Origin of the sequence: Legionella oakridgensis ATCC 33761 = DSM 21215 (genome assembly GCF_000512355.1) — a bacterium.
GTDB lineage: Bacteria > Pseudomonadota > Gammaproteobacteria > Legionellales > Legionellaceae > Legionella_A > Legionella_A oakridgensis.
Map to the genome: position 1 here is coordinate 297542 of NZ_CP004006.1, position 25441 is coordinate 322982.

A 25441-nucleotide genomic window follows, 5' to 3' on the forward strand; every position below is an offset into this window, starting at 1 on the left:
ATTAAAAATGGACTATAACTTGCAAAGCAAACACCATTGCTTTGGATGAGTTCCCAACCACTGGGTGATTTAACCCCGAAGATGACATGGTGTTTGCATAGCCATAATCTTTGGCATATTGGAATTGAACCGTGCAATATCGATTAATATCACTAGAGAGACCTATGCCTATTCTTCGGGAGGGTAATTTCAAAGGCAATGCTTGATAAGAATGATCATAGAATCCTATGAGTTTTAAAGGGATGTTTTTAATGTGAATGGTGTAGACACCTTGTAGGCTGAAGGCACCAGGTGACGCACCTTTTTTGTTGTAACTGAGCTCATTTACTGCAAAGGAATTAATGGCTGTAACGTACGTCAGATAAGCACTGAATTTTTGGTATTTCATATTGATATAGGCAGCCGCCCCGGGAATATGACTATGAATGGGTCGAGCTGAAAACCCACCAAATCCCTTGTTGTATTGAAAGATTTGGCTATCGGCGATGGAATATAAGTAGCTTGCTCCTACATCAAAATAAGTGTGGTGTATGCCTAAGTCTAAATTGTAATACAGAGGGAGTGGTGATGATCGAATGCGTGAGTAGGGATGGAAAAAAGAAAGATTTACATAATAAGTGGCATCATAACCGAGAAAAACTACGGATTCGTTGGTTTGACCTAATGCTTTGGTCAATGGTTTGTATATCAAATCATTTTTGTAACGGCCAAAAGCCAGCCAGTTTTTTCCTGCTTGTACGGTCCAATTGGACAATTCAGGATTAAATTCCTCATAGAGTTGATCAAAATAGTATTTTGGAGCGATTGGAGTGGGCTCTGTATTGTAAATAAATAATCCTTTGAGTTTGTGTTCCGCAGTCATTTGTAATTCTGAATTTAATTTGATGTTTGATAATTGTTGGTTAAGCAAATATTTTTCTCCTTGCACGGCTGAATTCGTGGCATTAAAAAACAAATGGCCATCGTAGGTGAAACTTAAGGGGCCTGGCTGGAAATGGGGTATGCTCGCAGCTAGGTTAAAATGAGCGGTCACCATGAATACAATAAGGAAATAGCGGACTATTGCTTTAAACATGAACAATAAGCATCGGATTTATTTGCGAATGATAATCATTTTCATTTTAAAATAAAACCATGATGCACATTTTTTTCCGCGTCACTCAAGGTATAATAGAACTATGTTGAGTCTGCCTGTGGTTGGCGATGTCTGATTTTACTGCGGATTGTTTCCTGGCCTTTACCCATTTTCCGCTGCTGTTTTTTCTTACCATCATTGGAACCTTATGGTGGGGTCGAGGGTTCTTTTTACCAACCGTTTTTCTGATTGCATTTGATATCGTGGTGAATGTTGCCTTAAAAGGTACGTTTAAAATTCCTTTAGCTGCCGCACTTCATAAAGTGGGCTACGCTTTTCCCAGTGGCCATATGCAGCTTGCCACGGTCTTTTATTGCTGGTTGGCCAGCCTTACTGTTTCCTGGCTAGGCCGAGGCGTTATCATGATGTTATTAATAGGAATTGGCGCAAGCCTCATTCATTTTGGGTACCATAATTTATATGAAGTACTGGGTGGGCTTGTCAGTGGGATATTGCTGATGGTTGTTTTTCGCTGGTTATTAACGTATTACCGTCACTCTTTTTTCAAGACGTTGTTTTGGGCCGCCTCTTTGCTTATGATGTACAGCGGCCTGATGTACCAGGCCATTCCGCGACATGCTTGCGCGGCTTATGTTGCTATAGGATTGCTATTTCTTATGCAAAGAATGACGGTTGTTTATCGAGTGCGTCATGCTATAGACACCAGTGTTGGTGATGGTGGCCAATCGGGTAGCACTTGATTTTTGCCTCTGGGTGGTCTTTTAAAGAAACGAATCGGTAAATCCGTCTCGCTTGCAAAAAAAGGAGCCACCGCATCTAATTCATGTTCAGCTGTTGCGCTGGTAAAACGAGTCAGGGCGCCAATCATCTGGCCGGTTGTTGTATCGATTTCTGGAGTAAAACGCTTTATTTTGGTAGGCGTTTGTCCAGTGCCAATTAATATTTTATTCACATAGGTTAGACAGTCATTGTCTCCAAGCTGATAATGCTTCAGGGTAAACTCAAGGTTTTTCGGATGAGTTTCTTGCAAAATCCTATCCAAGGTAAGCATTTCAAATAATTTCTTTCCTGACACATGGCGCGTAGGTTCTGCTTGATCTACCCAGCGAGGAGATGTCTTTCGAGATCCAAATTCAATTGGAATGTCTGTTTTGCCATTAATACTAAAGCGAATAAGGGAATGATGACCTAAAGTACCATCGAATTTGCGATCAACCAGTCCTGAGGGAGTGGTGCAAACTTGGAATGCTTGCTCTGAGTCTAAAAAAGCTAAAAAAGCGGCTTCTTTATCTGGTTCATCTGCCAGGAATGTTTCAATGATGTATTTTTTAGTTTCATTTTGATAGAAATCATAATCTGCACAGGCATATGGGTTTTCGTCTTTCTTGCCTTCTTTAAAGCGAGTTGTATTTTTTTCTTCAAGTTCTGCACAGATTTTTTCAATGCTGTTAAGACAAAAAATCAAGTTATTTTCAAAATGGCTTTGAGAAAGTGTACTGGGCAGGCGAAAACCGATAATTATGCCAATAACCAGGCCACAAAGAAAGCCGGAACGGGCCCCTTTAAGCACATTAGGTTGTGAAAAAAGTCCCAAGCCTAAACCGATTATAGCGCCCAGGATGCCCACGATGATCCCTGTAATTACTCCGCAAATGGTCAGCACTATTTTTTTAATTTTCATGGGAGTGGTGTTGATTTGCGCCTGATTCATCAGGGAGTTTAGACGCAGTGTAATTTCTTGCAGATGTTTTGCGCAGGTTTCGGGCGTTTTTTCTTGATAAAGACGTTTGAGAGCCAACACCAAATCATGGGTTTCAGCCAATAAAAGCGTATGTTTCTCAGGATGCTTTTCATGCTGAATGGAGGCAACTAACAAAACAAGATAATAACTCAATTCGTTGGGTGGTAATGCTTTGATGTCATTTAACGTTTCTTCAAATAACCGTTGATAAATGAGTTGGGCGGTGTTGACTTGTGGCTTACTTGCTTCAACGGATGAAGTTAAAGAAGAGTTCGTGCGCATACAATCTACTTTCCGAAATTATTTAGGTTGGTTATTATACATTTGACCATAAAAAAGTACATAATGGCGAATCACAGTTAAAAAAATCAATATTTCTGATTTTTTGTCAATAAGATATTACGAATATAGGCAGTAGGCAAATTTCTATTGAATGGCAGCATGCTTTATTTTCATGCTGCGACATGACTTAGTGATTTATCCATTAACCGCGTATTTTAAAAAATATGATGACGAGCTTCCTTAGGGTTGGTCTACTAAGTGAGTTAAGCATCGACCCAAATGATGTCTTCTTCAATGCGTGTTCGATAGATTTTCAATTGCTTTTCTTTAGACAATTTTCCAAGCCATTTTCCCACAATAGGCGGCCAGGGAGACCAGCAGGCCACATCGCCCGTTTTTAAATCAAATGCACTTTTATGAAAAGGACAAATGATGGCGCAATCATCGGTTAATTTACCTTTGGTTAGTGGAAGCTTAAGATGTGGACATTTAGATTCTATAGCATGCACTTCATCTTGGTGCCACAGAAACAAAACGTCTTGATTATTGATGGTTAATTTATGACGAATTGCTTGTTTTAATTCATTGAGCGGTAATGCAGGTGTCCAAGTCATTTTAAATCCTTATTGTAGCGGTGGCTGGCCAGCACACCAAGTTTTTTTGTCCGCTGCATTTTACAACAACTATACTATTAAAAGGATGGATATCTGATAAAAAGAATAATTGCCATCCGTATTCCGTAGGAAGCGCAGAATATAAAAGGAAGACCGACCATGAAAAATAAAGATTTTATTTCAGATATCAAAAAAATCCGTCGTGAAGCTAGAAAACATTTAAAAAGAGGGCCAGTTACTGAAAATTATAAGCTTGATTTAAAAAATGTCATAAATTTGTTGAATGGGGCATTGGCGACTGAATTGATTTGCACCTTACGATATAAAAAACATTATTATAAGGCAGCGGCATTAGGTGCGAGTGTGGCTGCTACTGAATTTTTAGAGCATGCGAATCAAGAAAACGATCATGCCAGTCAAATTGCCCAACGAATCGTACAATTAGGTGGTGATCCGGATTTTTCGCCAGAAGGATTGCCACAGCGTTCCCATGCCGATTATGTGGATTGTGAAGACGTTGCCTGTATGGTAAAAGAAAATCTAATTGCTGAGCGCATTGCAATCGATATCTACCGTGAAATGATTAATTACATTGGCAATGCTGACCCAACCACGCGTAAAATGCTTGAAGATATTTTGGCCGTAGAAGAAGAACATGCGGATGACTTATTGGATGTTGCTGCGGAATATGATATCAATTTTGAGCAATGAGAAAAAACATACATAGTAGGGAAAGGAGATAGAGGTGAACGATAGGTTTAAAAAAAATCGGCTGTGGAAAAAAGTCGGTTGTTTATGAAAAAATCCCTATTAGTTTTAAGCATTGTTTTTATTTTGTTAATTGGCTGGGTTGGCTTTTACGGCTACGGAAAAAACCGTATGGAAGTGGTGCATCCTTTTTACGGAACGGCTGTCCAGGCTGCTTATGCAACGGGCACGGTTGAAGCCACCGTCATGATGCCCATATCCACTCATATTACTGCACGCTTGCTAAAATTATATGCTGATGAGGGCAGTGAAGTCATAAAAGGTCAGATCCTGGCTCAACTTGAAGACCAATATCTTCAAGAAACATTAAGAGAGTTAAAAGAACGGGAAGAACTGGCGCGTAAACGATATGAACGCCATACTCCTTTGATGCAGAAAGGCGTTACTTCCAAAGATGAGTATGATCGTATGGTCTCTGAATGGCGAGCGGCAATGGCCGCCGTTCATGGGGCCGAGGCTCAAGTCAATTATCTTAAATTAATTGCCCCGGCAGATGGTCGTATCATTCGTCGCGATGGTGAAATAGGCCAACTTATCCCAGCAAATCAGGCCGTGTTTTGGCTTTCCTGTTGCGCACCTTTGAGGATCGGTGCCGAAGTGGATGAAGAAGACATTGTGTACGTTCGCCGCGGCCAGGAAGTATTGATTCGTGCAGATGCTTTCCCTGAGCGTATTTTTTATGGAAAAGTACAAAGTATTACTCCTAAAGGGGACCCCATTGCGCGCAGTTACCGAGTCCGGATAAGTCTCCCAGAAGATACGCCGTTGTTGATTGGCATGACGACAGAAACCAATATCATTTTTCATAAAAAGCAAAACGCTTTATTATTACCGGCCAGTGCGGTGATGGCTGGTAAGGTCTGGTTGGTTGATGATGATAAACTTCGGCAAGTGCCTGTGTCGTTGGGCGCAAAAAGTTTAAAGCAGGTAGAAATTTTAAACGGTTTAACCGCTGATGATTTGGTTATTTTGCATCCTCGTGATGAATTAAAGGAAGGAACGCGCGTGCGCCCAGTTCTTGTTAAATTGGAACAATAATGAAATTGTTCGTGCTGATTGCGCTTAAGCATTTGCTTGCACGAAAACGGCAAAGTCTGGTTTCTTTGCTCGGTATAGTATTGGGCGTTTCATTTTTCCTAACCATTTCATCGTTGATGCAAGGGTCGGAAAAAGATTTTATCAAAAGACTGATTGATAATTCCCCACATATTATCATTATGGATGAATACCGTAATCCGCGCCTACAGCCAGTTTATCAACTCTATGAACAAGGCGCTATTGAACTACGCAGCATGAAGCCTTTGACCGAAACACGTGGTATTCGTGGTTATGAACAAATCATCCATTATTTGCGCCATACATTTCCCGGTATACGTACTTCTCCGGCATTGGTAGGACAGGCTTTGCTTAGTTATGCGGGAAAAGATTTTTCCATTACGATGAATGGGATGATTCCTGAGGAAATCAAAACCGTTTCAACCATTAACCATTATATGATTGCCGGTACGATTGATGATTTAATCGTTAATCCCGATGGGATTGTTATCGGCAACCAACTGGCAAGAAAATTGTCGCTTAAGTTGGGTGATAACATCACAGCTACAGCAACCTCTGGACAAGTGCGCACTTTTAAAATATTAGGAATTTTTCGTACAGGCCGTTCCGATTTTGATGCAAATCAAACGTTTGTCAGTCTTAAGCGAGCTCAAGCTTTGCTTAATCGGGTTAATCGTGCCAATAGTATTCTTATTAAATTACCCATGCCTTATCAAGCTTATGAACTTGCGGCCGAAATTGAACGGCAGATTGGTTATCAGACGGTTTCATGGCAAGAAAAATCGGAAGATTTATTGAATACGTTGGTGATACGCAACACCATTATGTACAGTGTTGTCAGTGCGGTATTGATTGTAGCGGCTTTTGGCATTTACAACGTTATTTCTACGGTTGTGATGGAAAAACATCGTGACATTGCCATTTTGAAATCAATGGGCTTTTACAGCCGCGATATCCAGCTCATTTTTATTATTCAAGGATTACTGCTTGGAATGACAGGATGTCTGCTGGGTTTGCCTTTGGGTAGTTTATTAATGTATGGCCTTATGCAAGTGCAATTTAAACCACCTGGGAGCTCGGAATTGGTCAGCATGCCACTGGACTGGGGCTATCTGCAATTTGTCATCGCTGCAGCGTTTGCTATGATTGCTGCCATGGTTGCCGCATTACTTCCCGCACGAAAAGCAGCATGGGTTCAGCCTGTTGATATTCTTCGAGGAGGGACGTAAAGATGACTACCGTCATCAAGACAAAGCAATTGACACGCCGTTTACCTGCAGAAGTCCCTGTTACGTTAGTAGAAGATATTGATTTGGAAATCCAAGCTGGTGAGTTTGTGGTCATTACTGGTCCGTCTGGTTCCGGTAAATCCTCATTGCTTTATTTGTTAGGGTTACTCGATAGGCCAAGCAGCGGCCTAATGTGGTTGAATGGGGAAAATACTTCTTTTTATTCTGAAGAGCAACTTGCGGATATCCGGCTGGCGCAGTTGGGGTTTGTTTTTCAGTTTCATTTTTTATTGCCGGAATTTACAGCCTTAGAAAATGTAATGCTACCCATGCAACGGTTAGGGAGGCTAGCACCCTTAGAAGTAAAAAGCCGAGCTGAAACATTATTGACGAATTTGAACTTGCAAGAACAGCTGAACAAGTTGCCCAAACAACTGTCTGGTGGTCAAAGCCAACGTGTGGCAATCGCCCGCGCACTTGCAAACGAGCCTTTATTAATTCTGGCGGATGAGCCGACTGGAAATCTTGATACAACAGCAAGCATGAACGTGCAAACCACTCTAAAACAATTAGCGCATCAGTATGGACGCACTGTGGTGGTAGTGACTCATGATCCGCAGTTTGCGGCAATGGCGGATAGGCTAATTCATATCATAGATGGTAAAATAGCATCATAATGGTTTTAATTGTAGCAATTATGCGATGTTCAATTGACATTGTTGACATAAAAGAATATAAATAAAGTTGTTCTTGCAATGAGCATCTATTGTAAATAAATGAAAATTGTTTTTACATTACGCGATTTAATTCCCACATTTTTAGTGAAAACTAAAACATTCAACACGATTGTTTTCTGCCCAGTAGTCTGTGTGGTCGTGGCCTTCGCGGCCATCTAATATCTCCTTACATTCATTCAAAGTTATCCAAATAAAAATCTCTCAGAAAGAGGAACGTTGTATGCCTCAAATTAGATCAATGTTGATGTATGGTTTTGCTATGTTTGCCATGTTTTTTGGCTCAGGAAATCTGGTGTTTCCTTTGCAAATAGGTTATGAAAATGGCGATCATTGGCTTTTGGGTTTTGCAGGATTATTAATTACCGGTATTATTTTGCCTTTTTTAGGGCTTTTTGTAATTAAATTACACCAGGGAAATTACCAATCATTTTTTGGTGGGGCCGGGCGATTGGCTCAGGTTGTTTTGCCATTTGCCATGCTTTCTCTTTTGGGATCTTTTGGTGTAGTGCCGCGATGCATCACGGTTGCCTATGGTAGTATGGATTACATGATGCCGGGAATGTCTTTAATGACGTTCAGTTTTTTATTTTGTCTGGCCATGTATCTTGTTTGTTTAAATGATCGGTGGATGGTTAATATTTTAGGCAAGTGGATGAGCCCTGTCTTATTGATTATTCTTATCATTTTAACAGCTATGGCCATATTTCATTCCCCAGAGCCAACTAGCCATCACAAAGCCAAAGAAGCATTTGCTACCGGATTTCTTACCGGATATCAAACTATGGATTTGTTTGCCGCTTTTTTCTTTTCAGCCCTTACTTTCACCCAAATTCAGAATAAGCTGCCTGCAGGAACAAGCAGTCAGGAATTGATTCGCTTTGCTATTAAATCCAGTCTTATTGCGGCTATTTTATTGGCCATGATTTATTTGGGATTTGTTTATCTTGGTGCACATTATTCTTTCTTAATCCAGGATGTGCCTGCAGAATCAATGCTGCCAACCATCGCATTTTACACGATGGGAAAAAAGGCAACGACCTTGATCGGATTTGCAATGCTTTTTTCGTGTTTATCCACAGCCATCGCATTGAATAATCTCTATGCACGATATTTATGTAATCTATTCAATTTAAAAGAAAATAAATTTTATCGAGTGGTATTACTGACGACAGGTATTGCCTTTATTATTTCTTTATTTGATTTTCGAGGCATTGCGGCTTTTTTACAGCCGATTCTTGAGGCTTTTTACCCCGGCATTATCGGCCTAGTGTTGATAAGTATCGTGATAAAGCGCCATCAGCCATTAAAAATGTATTTATTTTATATAATTACGTTAATAACCATCAGCTATAGTTATTTAAAATAACTCACTGGAGGCATGGTTATAACGTAATGTTTTGATTGAAGCATTTGTTTGGAGCAACTTTTTTCTAAGTCATTTCCGGTGGTAAAATTAATAAATTGACCAGAGTTTAATTCTTGTACTGCTGGGAAGACGTTAGGTGGTATGGTGTTCTATTGTTTGCAATTTAACTCAGGTCATAGTTCATTCGGTTAAATGAACACCTTCAAGTGAGACTAAATGAATACATCGTTACATGTTTAATTCTTTTCTGCTTTGCGCCTCTGCCTGTTCTTTTGTTACAGATTCAATCATTTCATCCACTATGCGATGGTATCGACCTTTGAAGCTAAAAAATCCATCTGCTTTTGCATTAGCTTGATACAATGATTCCTGATGATCTTTTAGTAATTTTGTATCAATTTCAGGCGTAGATAAAGCACGAGTTAACAACCCGATTGTTTTGATGGCTTCGTCATATTTCTTGGTTTTATCAGCGGTAATGCCTGCAGAAGCCAGAAAGGAATTTAACCTACTTTGTTCATTAATTTCTTTGCGTAGTTGGTTAGCGTATATTTCTAAGCTTATGATTTTTTTACTTAATTCCAAACGTGTTTTATTGTCTGGTTGTTCAAGGTCCAGTTTCATTTTATTTTATTTGCCTAAAAAATTCTTTGATAAACTTTATAGGAGCTAAATGAGATCCAGACTGCCGTTTATCCCTTTTCTTATCAATAGTTAGGGTCTGTTTACATTTCATTTCACGGCTGCCAATTTGCCTGATTGGCGCCACATGACGTTTTAATTCGTTAAATAGAGCTTGCTATTCGCCTCATTCAAACGCAAAGTAACACTCAATCACCCCAATTTTCGCTTCGCAAAATAAAATGTAAACAGAACCTAAAGTGATTTATTATTTTGAGTGGCTTTTGCAAGCAATTTGGTGACTTCATCATCAGAGGTTTGGGAGAAATCTTCAAACCAGAGTCCCACGGCATGAAAATTTACTGGTTTTAGGGGACAGATAAATTCATCCACTTCTTTTGCTATTTCTTTATAGCTTGAAAGAGCAGCAACAGGGACAGCCAGTATAAGCTTTGCAAGATTTTTTTTGCGCAATGCTTTTATGGCCGCGCGTACTGTTGCACCCGTTGCAATACCATCGTCAATAAGAATGACAATTTTATGCTGTAAATTTGGTAAAGGTTTTTCTCCACGATAAATGGATTCCCGGCGCTGTAATTCTTTTTTCTCAGCGTTAATAACTGGTTGAATTGCCTCATCCGAAATGTGTAGCATTTGTAAAATATTGTCATTAAAAACCGTGGTATTTCCCGTGGCGATCGCGCCCATGGCAAGCTCTGCATGACCAGGAACACCAAGTTTTCGTACCAGAAATACATCCAGTGGCACAGCCAGTGCAGCTGCCACTTCGTAGGCCACGGGAACCCCACCTCGTGGTAAAGCCAATACAATGACTTCCGGATTTTTTTGATAGGATTTTAAATAAGAAGCAAGAATTTTACCTGCTTCTTGACGGTTAACATATTTATCCATATTGTTACCCTGACTAAGGCGTAACTTCAAAATATTCCGTACTGTATGCGTAACAGTTCCATGGAGTTTTTACCCCATTGACTTCGACGTTGATGGTTATCATATCCACGCCCGCTAATGTTGGTTGTTGTTCAAGATAACATACGCGGTTTACTCCATTAATGGTGACATAGTTATAAGCGGTGGTGGCTGAATAATTGGCTGGAACATAATAAACATCATCGCGATCTTCTAATACAATTGGCTGACCAGTAATGATTATTTTGTCTGCAAAAGCCGGAAAACTCACTGTTAACAGGATGAGTATTGCTTTTAATAAAATCCCTTTCATGATGGCGCTCTCCCTGCATTTGAACATGATTTAAAATAGAGCAAAAAATATAATTATTTTATTTTTATGATGAATCATGTCGTTGATCTTTTAAAAAACGGGGTGATCATGACATGATTACTTCTTTAATTATAGACTATCCCATGATGGGTTATTTTATTTGGGAGTGTTATGAAAAATAATTTTCTTTGATAAAAAACGACTATCTCCAATTGAAAAAGAGATAATCGTTATAGAAAATATTTTTTATATGGGGGGTGGTGGTCTCCTACCGCTGATTAAACTGACAACCAGTAATATCACAAATATAACAATGAATAAGAAAAATAAAAGCTGTGCGATTCCTGCTGCTGCTGATGCAATGCCACCAAAGCCAAAAACTGCAGCAATTATCGCAATAATGAAAAAGAAAATTGCCCAACTTAACATGATCGTATCTCCCTTAAATACATCAAATAGATGTATAAAAAATCCATTTTAATACCCGGTAATTAACTAAACCCGGTAATTAACTAAAAATAATTTATACCTCCTGAATTTTTCTGTGAAAAATTTTATTTTTTAAAATATTCTATCTGTTGATGATAGGTATTTTTTTTAGGGTCCTTTATTATTTTAGCATATTGGGAAAACCCCAATGTGATTGGTTTTGCATAAATTGGATGTTTCTACTATGCTAAATGGATAGGAAGGGAGTATTGCATAATGGATTGATCATGGACCTCGCTATATTATTGCTTCTTATTATACTTATTGCTGCATTATTACCGGTGTGGCCATATAGTAAAAAGTGGGGATATCGTCCTTCAGGAGCGGTAGGTGCATTATTAGTGATTCTTCTTTTTCTTTTTGTGTTTTTTCGTCCTGGAGCGTAATTAGCCACGGATAAGAAAAATTTGTTTTTATTATGCTATTAATTTGATTGGTTTTGATTCTTGTTAATAAAGGGAACATAAGGAAGGGTGTATCATGGATAAATTGATGAAGTTAAAAGCAGTAGCAATTCTTATTTGTAGCAGTCTTGCAGGCAGTGCCATGGCAGATGATCCCATGATGAATGGTAGCGCCAATGGCACAAAAAACGGTCAAACAGCTACTCAAGCGGCCCAACCTGGTGATGCAAAATTGACCAGCGATGTGAATACAGCACTAGCAGACTATGCAGGTAAAATTAATGTATCGGTCAAAGGCGGGGTCGTTTATTTGTCAGGACAATTGCCTTCGGATACGGATTATGAAAAAGCAGTGACCCTTGCTGAATCTACCAAGGGAGTGCTGGATGTAAATGTGGATAATCTTACTGTGAAAGACAGTAAAAATCCTTTATACGATAGCTACCTTACTGCCAAAGTAAAAGGCGCTCTGATTCAGACGGATGTGCTGGATAAAGATATTCCTAGCTGGTCTGTTAGCGTGGAGACTAAGAACGGTGAGGTCTTTTTATCTGGAACTGTTAAAAGTGACCAGGAAAAGCAAGAGGTGGTGAAAGTTGTGAACTCAGTCAATGGTGTAACCAAGGTCAATGATCAACTGCAAGTTGGTAAAGAGGATGCTACTAAAGAGCAAACCAATACTGATATGACAACGCCATCTGACTCAAGTTCGGATGCAAGTTCTGGTTCGAGTTCTGATGAGAGTGGTTCTGATACGATGAATAATTCATCTTATTGATGACAGGATCATAATTCTTAAAAAGCACATATAATAAATATGTGCTTTTTTTATTTAATGGATTATGATGAGGAATTGCTATGTGCCGATTAATTGCATACATAGGATCTGAGATCCTGTTGGAAGATGTATTGGTAAAGCCTGTAAATTCAATTATCATGCAGAGTTTACATGCACGCGAATCAGAAATTCCCACGAATGGCGATGGATTTGGGTTAGGGTGGTATGCGCCGCATATTAGTCCGGAGCCAGCATTATTTACCTCCATTTCTCCTGCTTGGAATGACAGAAATTTACTGCATTTGACCGCTAAAATTAAATCTCCAGCATTATTTGCCCATGTGCGTGCAGCCAGCGCTGGTGGGGTTACCAATTATAATTGCCATCCCTTTGTCCATGATAAATGGATGTTTATGCATAATGGTGGAATTCATGATTTTATTACGGTCAAAAGGCACCTTCGCCATTTATTAGAAGATGATATTTATCATTGGATTCAGGGAGAAACAGACTCGGAACACATGTTTGCTTTATTTTTGCAAATGGCGAAGGGGAAGGATTTATCACAGTTGTCGGTGGTTGCTGATGTTTTGCAAGCGGTATTTTATCAAATTTCTGAATTAATTAGACAATTTGGAAAACATGGCGCCTCTTATTTTAATGTTTGTCTGACGGATGGCCAGCGGTTATTAGCCAGCCGTTATTGCAGTTATAAAAGCTCTCGTCCATCCAGCATGCATTATTCAATAGGAAGCGAGTTTGTAGCCAGAAATGGCAGATATCACATGCTCCAAGAAAAAGACAAGAAACGTTGTATTCTAGTCACTTCCGAGAAGCTCACTCGGTTTAATGCAGAATGGCAAGACGTTCCTGAAAATCATTTGCTAATGGTGGATAAAGATTTTTCGATTCAACTAAGATCGTTATGAGTAGCTGCATTCTTCTTGCAGATGATATAATTTAGGAACATAACAACAGGTCTAGGGACTATTATGCCATCGTTTGATGTTGTTTCAGAAATTAATACTGTGGAATTACGCCATGCTGTTGATAATGCCAGTCGTGAAATAAACAATCGTTTTGATTTTCGCGGTGTGGAATCCAGTCTCACGCTTGAAGATTTAAGCGTAACCTTAAAATCGGAATCAGATTTTCAAGTCAGGCAAATGGAAGATGTCTTTCGTAATCATTGTAGTAAACGGGGCGTAGATACTGCTGGTGTTGAGATGGAGGATAAGCCTGTTCATAGTGGTAAGACATACAGTCTTACGATGACGTTTAAGCAAGGAATTGATCAGCCGACGGCAAAGAACATTGTAAAACTGATAAAAGATAGTAAAAGTAAAGTTCAGGCGTCTATTCAGGGCGATAAAGTGCGAGTCACAGGAAAAAATCGCGATGATTTACAGGATGCTATTGCACTTTTAAAAAAATCAGATATCGAATTACCCTTGCAATTTAATAACTTTCGCGATTAGCTTTTGGGAAGTAAATTTAGGAGTGGCTGATATTATCCTACGGTGTTGCAGTATATTCTGAGAAATCCTCAAAAGATCTGTTCAACAGACATCCAACGCTTAATGGTATGATGTTTTAGCAGCCTTTTATTGGAGGAGAGCTTTCCTCTGAAGTTGCATCATTTTGTGCTTTTAAAGCTTTTATGGCTAGATTGGTAGAAAAAAATGATGCTTCGGGTAATCTTTGTGTGTCATGGGATCCAGAAAGGTCAGTTAACAAAGGAATGATAACCTCTTGATAGTACGAGGAACGTTTTATTTGCAAAAAATTTCGGTCTCTACGCAACAAACTAGCAATCTCCGCCAGATTAGATTGTGGTTTTTGCAGCAACAGAGCAATATCTCGCTCGATATTAACTAATTGCTTGTTATTTTTTGCAGCCTCTTTTACAGAACTCCGCGGTTGATTCTTTAGTAATTCTCTTTTTTCTTGCAGCCGTTCTATTATAAAACGAACATCGGCGCTCATTACTGGTGTCATCATGGCCTCTTCTTTTTCTTGAGGTGTTGTAACCGACTCGTCTATTAAGGGGGCCTTGGCTGCGGCTAAGAAGGTTTTTTCATGCCCTTTTAAAATGAAATCTGCTGCTTCAAGTAAATGACGAAAAGTGGGGGCTGGTTGCAGATGGTGTTGTTGAGCATATTGCAACTCTATGGTATACGCTGCAATTAATGGTGCGATGATATCCTCTGATAACGTTCGAGCCTGGAGAATATCGTGAATTTCTTGTATGTTATAATCAGGGATATTAATTGTCTGTAAGCGCCTTGCTAGCGCAGTACTCGAAATGCGTCGACCGGCCATTGTCGCAGGGTTTTGCGTGCCGATTATTGTAAACCCTGGTCGCTCAGGACGTAACCCTTCAGGCGTTTTTCCCATCAACAAGGAGTTGAGCAAACGCTCCATCATCGGGGAGCTATTGATTTCATCAATAACAACGACAGCGCCTTCGTGGAATGCTTTCAATAAAAGAGTTTCTTTTTCACTCAACGACCAACTGGCGGGAAGGCGATAAAATGGTTTTTCATTGGTTACCGGTCGACTAAAATCATGTATCTCCTGATAACCATGCGCTCTCAATGCTGCGATAACCACCTCACTTTTACCGACACCGGGAGCACCCTCAAGAACCATCCCTCCTAATCCGCCATAGCGCTGTTCGTCATTACTTGCACTGTTTTTCGGTATTCACGCAAGCATAACAAATTATCGAGTTGTTGCATTACGTGTTGACGAGATTTTGTTACTAAAAATGAGGTATCTTCATGCATTGCTTCAGGAGGTAGCGGCAGTGGCTTAGGTTCAGGGAAACGTGCAAAAAAAGTAGCGCGTTGACTCTCTGGTATTAAATTTTTGCATACTTGATGAGTGAAATACTGCAAGATTTGAGTAAAATCTTGCTCTGGATGTATTTGATAATACGATGTTGCTAATAAAGCGATCATTTGCAATTCACGTGGAGAAATTAACACATCACTTGTTGAGAGTGCACAAATTGCTTGGTATACAGCGAAAAGATGATGAGTAGCTTCAGCATGAGTTTCCCATGCAGCTACAGTTGTATGTTGAAAGATAGGTTTAACAATATTTTCATAGATAATACTGAATGGGATGGGTGTAAAAAGCACAGCCTGGCCATGACGCTGAAAAAAAGGGGCTAATGTTCGTTCGTCACCATAGCTCACTGGGTTCCCAGCAAAAATCACTTTATGCTGGTTAGAAAGTAAGTGAAGCTCGCCATCGACTAAAAGGCGTGGTGGCTTTTGAAATAATCCTTCGAATTTGCTCCATTGTTCAGGACTTAAATTGGCTTCATCTAAAAAAAGATAATGCTGTCCTGGCCCCGATTGTTTCATCCATTTGTTAAGATTTCTTTCTCCTATTAAAAGGGTATCGTCGCCTTGGCATAATATGCTTTCTACAAACGTTGATTTACCAACACCTGAAAGTCCAGTTAGAAAAACATACGGTGCATTATCAAGCGCTTTAAGGACTTCTTCTCGCCGCCTATGGTTAAATGCAATCGCTTCTGCCTCACTGTTGGTCACATCAAAGGGAGTAAGGAAATGGTTGGCTTTAGGTAAATCGCGCATACCTATCCATGCTTCATCACTTGAGGTAGCGTCAGGATGTGTGATTAAAAAATCTCGTCTTGTTTTTAATATACTGAGAGATTCTTTTGCCAAAAATGGTCTTAAATGTTCGCAGCATCGCTCGTCCATATCACCTAAACAGGCTTTTTTTTCTTGTATTGTTACGGTGTGTTGCTGGTGGGAACAACCATGAAGATGAGAAATATCATCGCTAATCAATAATAATTGACCGGGAGAGGAGGTGGTTGCTTGCCGTGCAAATAGTACTGGTGCCAAACCATCCGCAAGTTCTGTCGAAAAATGGCCTTTTAAAATAATACGTTGATTATTTGCCAGCGCAGATGAAATAGCTCCTTTTGAATCATAAAAACCAAATCGTGGTGTGAAATAGTGATCTATTATAGGATGTTTTAATTGCTCCATTGCTTGGTAAATGGCTTTATGGCTAACATGGCAAGGGAGAGGGATTGGTGGTTCATCTATGGCAGGGAAAGGCAAAGGCGCATCAGCAAAAAGCTTTGGTTCTAAACGAACTATTCTGGCGTCTGAATCTGCCTTATGGCAATAAAGAAGGTATTGCTCGCCTTGTTGAATTAATATTGGCCTATCCTTAGGCAACAGGCTAGTATCAGGCAGTGTATTATCACTTAATCCAGGCGCCATACTGACTAGCGCCATATCACAACCACAATAAAGTCCGCCATGAATATGGCTAATTAAATCCGTGTGATCACATTCTGAAACATCAATGACGATGCAATCAGGATGGTCAGCGTTTATCATGGCCACGGTCGTATCTACATCGCTACTTTTTATAATCTGTGTAGCAGCCATGTTCCCTGTTTCCCATGCCAGTGATTCTGTTTGTTGACGCGATGATTGGATTATATCTCGTAGTACAGGGGGCAAGTTAACGCCCGGTAAAACATCGACTTGTAAGCGCACATTATAAATTTTACATTCAGTTAGTAATTTAGCCCAATCGTCTTCACTTAATTCTCGCGTTAAGTGGACATTCAATACGCTTCCCTGTGCTGCTGCAATCATTCCGGGTGCATGGAATAATTCCCCTTCATGCACGCGATGGTTGTGAAAGAACTGGCTATATTGCGTAGGATTTAATACTAAACTTTCAGCGGTTAACAGCAATGGCTCTTGTTGTAAGCATTCTTTTAAAGAACTCCAATCATATCCTTCATGACGAATAAGCTCACAGCCTGACGGAAGTTCTATTCTACGACCATCATATTCAATGTAACCACGTGAGTGAGCTTCTTGCCAAAAGCGTTGAAATGCTTCATCTTCCCACGGGCCATTTTGAATAATAAGGGGACTACCTTGCGCAATAGCTTTCTGCAATATACCTTCTTCAAAATGAAGCGCATGGCCATCCAGCACCCAACGTCCTAAGAGTCGCTCTTCCCAATCGAGCGAGTGGTACAATTGGATAGCTCCTTTGCTCATTACCATGGTCTCATCGTGAACAGGGATGATTGGCACACTATCTTGTAGTTTAGCCAATGGAATAGGGCATGTTTCAACTCGATTAAAGCGAGAATAAAAATCAGAACCTTGGTAAACATCCGGTTTATTGACATTAAGTAAACCAATTACTCGGCAATCTTTGGGGAGCGGCACACCGTCTGCTCCTGGCTCACGATCGAGTAAAGCATTAAAACGCACGATATCGTCCGCATCAAACTGCTCATAATTGACAATAAGAACTGGCGCCTGCCCTGTGCGATGAGCTTGCAGAAAATTATAGAGCGGTCCGCCAGGGCCTTTGCATAAAATACCACTGTCTTCTATATCATATGCAACAAAGGGGGCAGAGCAGACTAAGTCTTCAGGTGAGTGAATATAAAAGACAGGTCGGCTAGTGGATTGACAATAATGCTCTAATGCCCAACGCAGAGCCACCACGTCATCCGTTGTTGGCAGTTCGACAAGGCGTCTGGGTGTTGAATCCTGCAAGCAGGATTGGCAATATTGCGCGCATGAGGTTGACGTCGTAGTGGTTGCTTCCCAGGTGTGGAATAGCTTTCTAAAGTCATTTAGTCGTGTGGAAAAAGGATCCGCTGCAGGGCTTTCAAGTTCTTCCGTCGGCAGTGTCGTTGCGGTTAGTGTTGGATTCGTGGGAATTAATGTCGATATCGCGGTAAAAGAAGGAGGATTCGATTCATTCACATGAATGGATGCCGGATAGCCACCCAAATCACAACGGTGCCATTCATTGTTGATAAAAATTTCAACAAAAGCATGACAATCGTTGGTAATGATGCGAATAGGGGTATCAGGATAGCGTTCTTGCATTTCAGCTTTAAATGCAACCACGCGATGGCGACACGCCCCTTTTTTTTGCTCACGTATAGCACGCAGATAATCTATACCAGTCGCATTTGAAGAATCGATGTCTAGTGGAGCAGCATGAAATGCTTGCATTTCATTAACCAGCTCCTGAATGTCTGTTGGTAAAGGGGATAAACTGTCATCTTTTTGTAAGAGAAAATCAATTTCAATAGTCGTTGTGGTGTTTCTACTGCAGATGTAATACAAATTGTCTCGTGCTGAATACTTTATTTCAATGTCCATTGGTGGGTCGACGTGATAATGTGTGAGTTTCTCACGCGCTGAAAGCGAGGCCAATGCCTGCCAATCACTATGGATAGTCAGTTTTTGCTTCCCATAATAAATTGACTGATCGGGCTCTTTTTTAAATTGCTGTGCTTGATGATAAAGATCAATAGGCGAGTGAATGAGAGAGCAGGGTTGCAAATTTAAATCACCATTTTTTTGCAATGTAAACGCTTGCTCCATTGAGCATAGATTTGTAGTAATAATCGCTTGATGAAATACATCCAAACGATAGTCCCTCACTGGTATCTCGACAGCATTCCCAATTGGATAAAAGATACGGTCAACGTTATATTGGTGTTCTTGAGTGGTGGTATTTGCGTCTATGACACTACTACTGTTAGATAAATGTCCATGTCCAGAAAAATACTTAAATAGTCCTGCCATCCCCCTTCTGAGCTGCCTAGACTGTTCTGGCAAAAGTTTATTCCATACACTGTCGAAACTATTCTGATATACAAGCCCAGCAAATGCATCTGATGTTACCCTGGCTTTTGATAAAGGGCCTTGTTGGATGTAACTCAACCGTCGTCTCAATTCATCATCCAATACCAAATTGGGACAATCTGTTAAATCGATTTCTGCCAAGTTTGGAGCTGCGTTCAAAAAAACTTTTAGCATCTCAGCTGTGATATTACTATTTTTAAGATCCAGTAGCCGCAATGAGTGTAGGCTTTCAGGAGTAAGAGCAAGTAGTTCTACCTTGTCATTAAAAGGAGTTCCTCGTTTAAGGATAGATAATTCTTCAAAATCGCTTGCTATATATGCTTCATCATCCCACATTACTTGGCGGGTAATCATATTATGTACGTCACGATTATCTATGGTGGTAAATATTTTTCCTTTTGATTAAAATATAAAATCTGCCCTTGGTATTCAATGCAAGCATCATAGCCTTGTATTAAGCCATTCAATTCATCAAATGGCATGAGCCGAGGATCGTGAGACAATCGAATGAGAGCACACATTGGCATTATCGTACAATTGGTCAATACAAGTTGTTCTATATTGGGCATTGTCTTTAGCATTGAAGTCATATTTTGGAAACTTATACGGCACTCACCCCATTCCGGTCGTCCCCCCCATGTGAGAACTTTGATTTTTGGCCAATGACCGCTATAGCTTGCATCCCATGCTTGCAGGGTTAATTGCTCAATATTAGGTGCAGCCATTATAAATTCTGCTTGTTTTTCTGGGAGATTATCCACAAGCTGAACTTCAATAAGTTTACTAAAATGATTGGCAGGAAATGTGATGTACTCGCCTCGATCCATATTTGCCAATGAGCAAGTGAGTTTTTGCAAATGCGATGATTGCTGCATTAAGTTAAAGAGAGAGTTGGACAGTACGTTAACTCTAAGCTCTTCTAAATCGTAAGAGTCTTTTACTAGTGTATCCAGACGATAACTAGCATACTCCATATGGAGCTTTTTCAACTGGGGAGATGTAATAAGCGTCCCCAAGGTATTGCCCAATAGGGTACTACGTTGTATGTCAAATTCTTTTAACCTGGAAAACCTGTCTGCAGAAAATACAGCTTCTTCTATCTGAAAACCATTGAGTGTCAATAAACTGCGATGGGTTAATAAGGCTTGAAATTGCTCGGCCGTGATAGGTGTTTGAGCCCATTTATTAAGATCAATTAATTCAATTTCTTCAAGGTGTAATAGATGATTCGTCTGCGTTTCTATTGCTTTAATTAAGGCTTGTAATGAGCCTGATGAGGCTGTACGAGAGGTCAATTTTTTAAGATTAGGCATTGCCCTTAAGAGTGCCTGTGCCTGAGCTTCCGATAAATTAACAACATCAGTGCCATCAATCTTCAATTCTTTAACGTGCGTGAGCTCATTTAGAGTGAGTGTTAGCCCCGCTAAATTTAATATTTCCCCATCAGTCAGGTGTGTTAAATTCAATTCTGAAAAATCAATGATTTGATATTGTGTTTGTATCTCCATTTCTGGGAAAGCATTCCGTAAATACAATAGACATTCATTTGCTTTTATTGAAAATTCATCATGGACAATATAGGCTAATGGCGGATGAGTGTGCCGAAGAATATCAAGTACTTTTAAACGTTCTTTTTCTGGTAATTTTGCAAAATCACTCACATTTAAAAAATGTAGGGTATTTTCATCCAAGTTGTTGGTGGCATATCTTAACCAATGGTCATCTAGTATTTGCACTTCATCACGAGGGATAGCCTGTTGAGTCATGGCTGCTTGCATTAATTCATCAGGGTAAGTAGGCGTCATCCACTGACGAACATCACTATATTCTAAAAGAGCAAGTTGTTCTTGCTGCAAGGGAACTATTGCACCATTTTGCCAGAGGTAAAGAGAAAACCCTTCGTGCATTAGCTGCTCAAGGGAAGTACGTATTTCCGTTATTTTTTTATCCGACCAACCTAAGGCTGTCCAGTCTGCAAGAATTAATTTTTCTTTTTTTGTTGCTGGCTCATCGTGGGCGTGCGCCAGTAAGGTTTATTTTTTAATGCCCGTTCAACAATAAAATCTCCCGGTGCACTTTTGCGATAATGAGGGGAATTTTTGACACGCAAGTAAAAAGCATTAAACATTATTGAGCATTATAGGTTCATTCTGACTGATTTTATTATAGGCGATAAATAGGATGTATGTTTAAGTGGGCGATAAAGGAAAGGCACTCAGTGTGGCTGTCTTATGCAATCCTAGTATAATGCGAAGTAGTTTCGGTAAATTTCCAGATATTTGCCATCAGATTCCATGTTGAGCAGAGCTTCGTTGATGGCACTTATCAGCTTCGAGTTGTCTTGATTTGCTGCAATGCCATAGCCCTCTCCTACAGGTAACTTGGTACCAATAAGTTTGTAGGTATTGCTGATGTTAATAGTCCAATATCGGGCTACCTCATCATCCACCAGCGCGACATCCACGGTCCCATTTTTCAATACTTCAAGCAAATCGGCATTCAGAGGATACTCAAGAACTTCGATATTATTTTTATATAATTGCCTTGCCAAATCTCCGTAAGGGGTTCCTTTGCGCACGCCTACTTTTTTTTCCCGCGATCTCTTCAGGGGTATTGATGGCTGATTTTCGCAGTGCCAGGAAATGCCCATTACTTTCCAGATATGGAAGACTGAACAGAAATTCTGCTTCTCTGGCTGGTGTGATCGTAATGGCGGCAATGGCAAGATCAATTTTTCTCTCCTGGATGCTGGAGAATAAATTATCAAAAGGCATGGGTATGAAATCACATTGAAGATTAATTCGTTTACAAATTTCTATCATGAGATCAATATCAAAACCAAAAAATGATTGGGTTGACTGGCCAGTGTTTCAAAAGGAGGATTTAATGGTGCACTGCCAATGGTCAGTGTTTTTGCCAATAGGTAAGGCGCTGTAAACAAAGTAATAAGCAATACCAGCGTTTTCATAATCCATCCTTTGATTAAAACGTGTTATCATCCAATGCGGTTCAACAGATACACGGTCATCCATCATATCCCGTTTTGTTTTTTGCGGCAAATGATCCGAAGGTTTATTGCATGGCGGATTTTTCTGGGAAATAATCCATGTCTTTTATTGTTATAACAGCGTTGTCTGCCGTGGGCAGTACAGCTAATACCTGATTGAATTCCTGATAATAATTATCCTGTCCAAGCAAGGAAATAATTCCGGCCTTTTTTAGCTTGGCTTCAACTCGGGGTTTGGCACCACACAAGATGACTCTGACACCACGTTTATGCATCGCAGTAATAGCTTCCTCCAGCGTTTGCAAGCCGGTAATATCAATAAAAGGTACCCAGCGCAAGCGGATAATAAGGATACTCGGATCGGTATGGGTATTGGCTAGGGCTTGTTCGAAAATTTCTACTGCTCCAAAGAAGAACGGTCCTTCCACGGCAAAAACCACAATATCTTTTGGTAATCCGGAAACATTTTGCTTGCTAAGTTCTTGCAATAGTTGAGCATCGGTTTGTTGCTCTACTTCAACACTAGATGCCATACGCAACAGAAAGTGTAGTATGGCAAGAATAACACCGATGTTGACGGCGACAACCAAGTCTACAAAAATCGTTAGAAAAAACGTTGTCAAAAGAATGATGATATCAGCTCGTGGAGCTCGCCGAACCAGCTTAATAAAATGTTTTGCTTCACTCATATTCCAGGCCACTACAAAAAGAATCGCCGCCAATGCGGCGAGAGGTACATCGTAGGCTAAGGGGGCAAGAAACAGAATAATGAGCATTAAAGTAACGGAATGAATAACTCCTGATAAAGGACTGTTGCCACCATTACGAATATTGGTTGCTGTACGGGCAATGGCCCCTGTTGCTGCAAAACCGCCAAAAAATGGTGCCGCGACATTTGCAATGCCTTGCCCTATTAATTCTCTGTTTGAATTATGGCGCGTTCCTGCCATGCCATCTGCAACAACGGCAGACAATAATGATTCAATAGCACCTAGCATAGCGATAGTAAAGGCAGGACCTATCAGCTCTAAAATACGATTAATGCTAATGGCAGGCAGTTGCAAGGAAGGTAATCCTTGTGGAATACCTCCAAATGCTTTGCCAATGGTTGCTACATCAGAAAATTGAAAGATTGTTTGCAGGGACGTAGCAATAACCAGTGCCACCAAAGGGCCAGGAATTCGTTTAAGAAACCATAGTTTATTGGCATATAAAACAATACCTAATGATAGAGCAGCCAATGAGGTTGTGGTCAGATTCAATTGTGGAAGCACTTGCAATGAATGCCATAATTTTTCATGAAAATGACTGCCTTCTATAGGAGGTAGACCAAAAAAATATTGCCATTGTCCTACCCAAATCACAACGGCAATGCCGGCAGTAAATCCAATGATGACGGGGTCTGGTATAAATTTTATAACAGCCCCAAGTCGAGCTAGTCCAAAAAAAATCAGCATGCATCCGGCAAGCAACGTCGCTATTTGCAAGCCATCAATACCGTACTTGTTAGTAATCCCTGATAATACCACAATAAATGCACCGGTCGGGCCTGCAATCTGTAAACGACTTCCACCAAATAGACTGACTAATAATCCAGCCACAATGGCCGTATAAAGCCCTTGTTCAGGTTTTGCTCCTGAAGCAATGGCAAAGGCCATGGCTAAGGGTAAGGCAACAACACCAACAATGATTCCGGAAATGATATTAGGCATCCAGAATTTTTTCTGAAATAAACCTGCTTGATAAGATTCAACAATGGTTTTCATGGAAGATTTTCAGCACATTTTTTGGAAAAATAGAGCACGAATCATACCACATTCTCAACAATATGTGCAGTGTGTTGCCTTATATCAGCATAATAATTGCTAGCGCATTCAAAGCGATTATTGCTAACTACGATCTTTGTGGTCTATTATAAAACATATAGGTAATGATTTGCCCTGGCTGAACCAAAATACCATGGATCGATAAGGAGATTTGTTTGGGATGCCGTGTGTAAATCTGTTTTTGGGCAGGAAACCTAACGCATTTCATAGGTCGCCATCATGAATGACACGTTGCGGCTCAGATGAACAGGGATCATTACCTAGCCATGCATTAAATCGAGTTGCCATTAAATCTTCGGTATATCCATTAAGCTTAAGTGAACATTGCGATTAGGATTAGACTGCGGTAATATGTTCCAAATTTTAACTTAATGGTTAAATTAAATGAAATTTGGTTGGCTTTTATTTTTATTCTTTATCGGTCTTTCGGCATGTGCTCATAATGATTCCATAAAAATTGGTGATGAAACCGTAATTATTCACCGTAAAGAACGAGGAAATGGCAAAACATTTGTTCACTTACATCAAAATGAAACGACCGCTTTAAAAGCAGCAAATACTGTGATTAATACACAGGGTGGACGCCTGCTTACCTTGATTCACTCTGGCGAAAGAAATATTGTTTTTCATTTGCATGGTACTCGTTATGAATTTGATCCGAATCGTATTTTTAGTGATGTCGGAATTAAGAAAACATTAAACCAGTTTGGTCCTTATACAGTGGAGGCCCATAAAGAAGTAAAAAAACTAGCAGATAAGATTAAAATGCTTTTACCTGAAGGAAAAATAATCGCCGTGCATAATAATAGCTCTTATTCCCTACGAGAGTATTTACCTGGCCATTCTCTTTGTTTAGATGCACGGTCATTGAGCTATTCTGATAAGTTTCATTATAGAAATTTTTATCTAGTGACCCAAAAGAACGATTTTGTGCGTTTAAAAAATTTAAATTTTAATAGTGTGTGGCAATCTGTGAATGCAAAAGATGATGGATCTTTATCTATTTACTTGGCAGCCCGAGATTACATTAATGTAGAGGCTGGATACGATCAGCTGGCTGCACAAATTAACATGCTGAAAAATGCTTAGAAATTACGGGTTGCTGTGGATGTCTGATGGTCAGAGTCAATTTGCACTAATTATGAACATGTAGTATAATTAATAGAAGGTATTTTGCAAGGAAGCAGTCATGAAAACGCTAGGCTCTGTCTTTTTGGCGGTGGCGGCAGCGCTACTGCTGAGTAGCTGTACCGTAGCTACTACAACATATACGCCAACTTATAGTACTTATACAGTAGGTGTCGGTTATCCGACGTCTTATTGGGGCAGTCGTTATTATTATCCCACGAGTTACTACTATTATCCGGGTTACCGCTATTACAACCGTGCTTATTATTACAATCGTACTTATTATGGAGGGCGTGCTTATCGCTACTCATGGTATCGATGGTAAGAATACAGGAACATGGACATTTCCCCCTTGCCCGTTTCG

The 25441-nt window shown here is 40.0% G+C and carries 27 protein-coding genes; 12 read left to right on the top strand and 15 right to left on the bottom strand.

Annotated elements, in window-relative coordinates:
• Position 1: 1 nt before the first annotated feature.
• On the bottom strand, positions 2 to 1075 hold the full coding sequence (locus LOA_RS01460; RefSeq protein ID WP_025384835.1) for an LbtU family siderophore porin: 1074 nt from the start codon (positions 1073 to 1075) through the stop codon (positions 2 to 4).
• 128 nt (positions 1076 to 1203) lie between these two features.
• Here LOA_RS01460 and LOA_RS13525 point away from each other — a divergent pair, with 128 nt between their 5' ends.
• Positions 1204 to 1836, top strand: coding sequence for a phosphatase PAP2 family protein (locus LOA_RS13525; RefSeq protein ID WP_025384836.1), 633 nt, complete (start codon positions 1204 to 1206; stop codon positions 1834 to 1836).
• On the opposite strand, the gene LOA_RS01470 is transcribed toward LOA_RS13525, so the two are convergent.
• Complete coding sequence (locus LOA_RS01470) at positions 1785 to 3119, bottom strand: hypothetical protein (RefSeq protein WP_025384837.1); 1335 nt, start codon at positions 3117 to 3119, stop codon at positions 1785 to 1787. The two genes, LOA_RS13525 and LOA_RS01470, sit on opposite strands and share 52 nt — an antisense overlap.
• A gap of 263 nt (positions 3120 to 3382) precedes the next feature.
• Complete coding sequence (locus LOA_RS01475) at positions 3383 to 3733, bottom strand: Rieske (2Fe-2S) protein (RefSeq protein WP_025384838.1); 351 nt, start codon at positions 3731 to 3733, stop codon at positions 3383 to 3385.
• 159 nt (positions 3734 to 3892) lie between these two features.
• Here LOA_RS01475 and LOA_RS01480 point away from each other — a divergent pair, with 159 nt between their 5' ends.
• The 5 genes from LOA_RS01480 (at position 3893) to LOA_RS01500 (ending at position 8889) form a co-directional block, all read left to right on the top strand.
• The gene (locus tag LOA_RS01480) at positions 3893 to 4444 is read left to right on the top strand and encodes a ferritin-like domain-containing protein (RefSeq protein ID WP_025384839.1); all 552 of its coding nucleotides are present in this window, start codon (positions 3893 to 3895) and stop codon (positions 4442 to 4444) included.
• 84 nt (positions 4445 to 4528) lie between these two features.
• The gene (locus LOA_RS01485) at positions 4529 to 5539 is read left to right on the top strand and encodes an efflux RND transporter periplasmic adaptor subunit (protein ID WP_118996682.1); all 1011 of its coding nucleotides are present in this window, start codon (positions 4529 to 4531) and stop codon (positions 5537 to 5539) included.
• On the top strand, positions 5539 to 6786 hold the full coding sequence (locus LOA_RS01490; RefSeq protein ID WP_025384841.1) for an ABC transporter permease: 1248 nt from the start codon (positions 5539 to 5541) through the stop codon (positions 6784 to 6786). The genes LOA_RS01485 and LOA_RS01490 overlap by 1 nt, the downstream gene beginning before the upstream one ends.
• Positions 6787 to 6788: 2 nt before the next feature.
• Complete coding sequence (locus LOA_RS01495; RefSeq protein ID WP_025384842.1) at positions 6789 to 7463, top strand: ABC transporter ATP-binding protein; 675 nt, start codon at positions 6789 to 6791, stop codon at positions 7461 to 7463.
• Between the two features lie 280 nt (positions 7464 to 7743).
• Complete coding sequence (locus LOA_RS01500; RefSeq protein ID WP_025384843.1) at positions 7744 to 8889, top strand: branched-chain amino acid transport system II carrier protein; 1146 nt, start codon at positions 7744 to 7746, stop codon at positions 8887 to 8889.
• A 228-nt stretch (positions 8890 to 9117) separates the two neighbouring features.
• On the opposite strand, the gene LOA_RS01505 is transcribed toward LOA_RS01500, so the two are convergent.
• The 4 genes from LOA_RS01505 to LOA_RS14055 all read right to left on the bottom strand — a co-directional run bounded on the left by LOA_RS01505 (position 9118) and on the right by LOA_RS14055 (position 11182).
• Positions 9118 to 9513 carry a hypothetical protein gene (locus LOA_RS01505; RefSeq protein ID WP_025384844.1) on the bottom strand — a complete coding sequence of 132 codons (396 nt, stop codon included), beginning with the start codon at positions 9511 to 9513 and terminating at the stop codon, positions 9118 to 9120.
• 252 nt (positions 9514 to 9765) lie between these two features.
• Positions 9766 to 10422 carry a phosphoribosyltransferase gene (locus LOA_RS01510; protein ID WP_025384845.1) on the bottom strand — a complete coding sequence of 219 codons (657 nt, stop codon included), beginning with the start codon at positions 10420 to 10422 and terminating at the stop codon, positions 9766 to 9768.
• A 13-nt stretch (positions 10423 to 10435) separates the two neighbouring features.
• A complete protein-coding gene (locus tag LOA_RS01515; protein ID WP_025384846.1) occupies positions 10436 to 10753 on the bottom strand; it encodes a hypothetical protein in 318 nt (105 codons plus the stop codon).
• A 246-nt stretch (positions 10754 to 10999) separates the two neighbouring features.
• On the bottom strand, positions 11000 to 11182 hold the full coding sequence (locus LOA_RS14055) for a DUF1328 family protein (protein ID WP_035892888.1): 183 nt from the start codon (positions 11180 to 11182) through the stop codon (positions 11000 to 11002).
• A 287-nt stretch (positions 11183 to 11469) separates the two neighbouring features.
• Between LOA_RS14055 and LOA_RS14060 the strand changes: the two genes are divergently transcribed.
• The 4 genes from LOA_RS14060 (at position 11470) to LOA_RS01535 (ending at position 13902) form a co-directional block, all read left to right on the top strand.
• On the top strand, positions 11470 to 11628 hold the full coding sequence (locus LOA_RS14060) for a DUF3309 family protein (protein WP_081724919.1): 159 nt from the start codon (positions 11470 to 11472) through the stop codon (positions 11626 to 11628).
• 94 nt (positions 11629 to 11722) lie between these two features.
• The gene (locus tag LOA_RS13530) at positions 11723 to 12424 is read left to right on the top strand and encodes a BON domain-containing protein (protein WP_025384848.1); all 702 of its coding nucleotides are present in this window, start codon (positions 11723 to 11725) and stop codon (positions 12422 to 12424) included.
• An 80-nt stretch (positions 12425 to 12504) separates the two neighbouring features.
• A complete protein-coding gene (locus LOA_RS01530) occupies positions 12505 to 13353 on the top strand; it encodes a class II glutamine amidotransferase (protein WP_025384849.1) in 849 nt (282 codons plus the stop codon).
• A 63-nt stretch (positions 13354 to 13416) separates the two neighbouring features.
• Complete coding sequence (locus LOA_RS01535) at positions 13417 to 13902, top strand: YajQ family cyclic di-GMP-binding protein (protein WP_025384850.1); 486 nt, start codon at positions 13417 to 13419, stop codon at positions 13900 to 13902.
• Positions 13903 to 14017: 115 nt separating this feature from the next.
• Here the strand turns inward: LOA_RS01535 and LOA_RS13535 are convergent, their stop codons facing one another.
• The 8 genes from LOA_RS13535 to LOA_RS01555 all read right to left on the bottom strand — a co-directional run bounded on the left by LOA_RS13535 (position 14018) and on the right by LOA_RS01555 (position 23889).
• Positions 14018 to 15076, bottom strand: a complete 1059-nt coding sequence (locus tag LOA_RS13535; RefSeq protein WP_025384851.1) for an AAA family ATPase — start codon at positions 15074 to 15076, stop codon at positions 14018 to 14020.
• Between the two features lie 5 nt (positions 15077 to 15081).
• The gene (locus LOA_RS13540) at positions 15082 to 19470 is read right to left on the bottom strand and encodes an ATP-binding protein (protein ID WP_148294849.1); all 4389 of its coding nucleotides are present in this window, start codon (positions 19468 to 19470) and stop codon (positions 15082 to 15084) included.
• Positions 19471 to 19490: 20 nt separating this feature from the next.
• A complete protein-coding gene (locus LOA_RS01545) occupies positions 19491 to 21023 on the bottom strand; it encodes a hypothetical protein (protein WP_025384853.1) in 1533 nt (510 codons plus the stop codon).
• A 74-nt stretch (positions 21024 to 21097) separates the two neighbouring features.
• On the bottom strand, positions 21098 to 21244 hold the full coding sequence (locus LOA_RS14610; protein WP_158423001.1) for a hypothetical protein: 147 nt from the start codon (positions 21242 to 21244) through the stop codon (positions 21098 to 21100).
• A gap of 111 nt (positions 21245 to 21355) precedes the next feature.
• The gene (locus LOA_RS13545; RefSeq protein ID WP_158423002.1) at positions 21356 to 21694 is read right to left on the bottom strand and encodes a transporter substrate-binding domain-containing protein; all 339 of its coding nucleotides are present in this window, start codon (positions 21692 to 21694) and stop codon (positions 21356 to 21358) included.
• Positions 21648 to 21938 (bottom strand): transporter substrate-binding domain-containing protein, encoded by a 291-nt coding sequence (locus LOA_RS16130; protein ID WP_052335868.1) that lies wholly within the window; start codon positions 21936 to 21938, stop codon positions 21648 to 21650. The genes LOA_RS13545 and LOA_RS16130 overlap by 47 nt, the downstream gene beginning before the upstream one ends.
• Positions 21935 to 22084 (bottom strand): hypothetical protein, encoded by a 150-nt coding sequence (locus LOA_RS14615; RefSeq protein WP_158423003.1) that lies wholly within the window; start codon positions 22082 to 22084, stop codon positions 21935 to 21937. Before LOA_RS14615 ends, LOA_RS16130 begins: the two co-directional genes overlap by 4 nt.
• A gap of 104 nt (positions 22085 to 22188) precedes the next feature.
• A complete protein-coding gene (locus LOA_RS01555; protein WP_025384854.1) occupies positions 22189 to 23889 on the bottom strand; it encodes a SulP family inorganic anion transporter in 1701 nt (566 codons plus the stop codon).
• Positions 23890 to 24333: 444 nt separating this feature from the next.
• Here LOA_RS01555 and LOA_RS01560 point away from each other — a divergent pair, with 444 nt between their 5' ends.
• Both LOA_RS01560 and LOA_RS14315 read left to right on the top strand, forming a co-directional pair.
• Positions 24334 to 25038 carry a hypothetical protein gene (locus LOA_RS01560; RefSeq protein WP_025384855.1) on the top strand — a complete coding sequence of 235 codons (705 nt, stop codon included), beginning with the start codon at positions 24334 to 24336 and terminating at the stop codon, positions 25036 to 25038.
• Between the two features lie 100 nt (positions 25039 to 25138).
• Positions 25139 to 25402 (top strand): hypothetical protein, encoded by a 264-nt coding sequence (locus LOA_RS14315; protein WP_147370104.1) that lies wholly within the window; start codon positions 25139 to 25141, stop codon positions 25400 to 25402.
• The last annotated feature ends 39 nt before the right edge of the window (positions 25403 to 25441 follow it).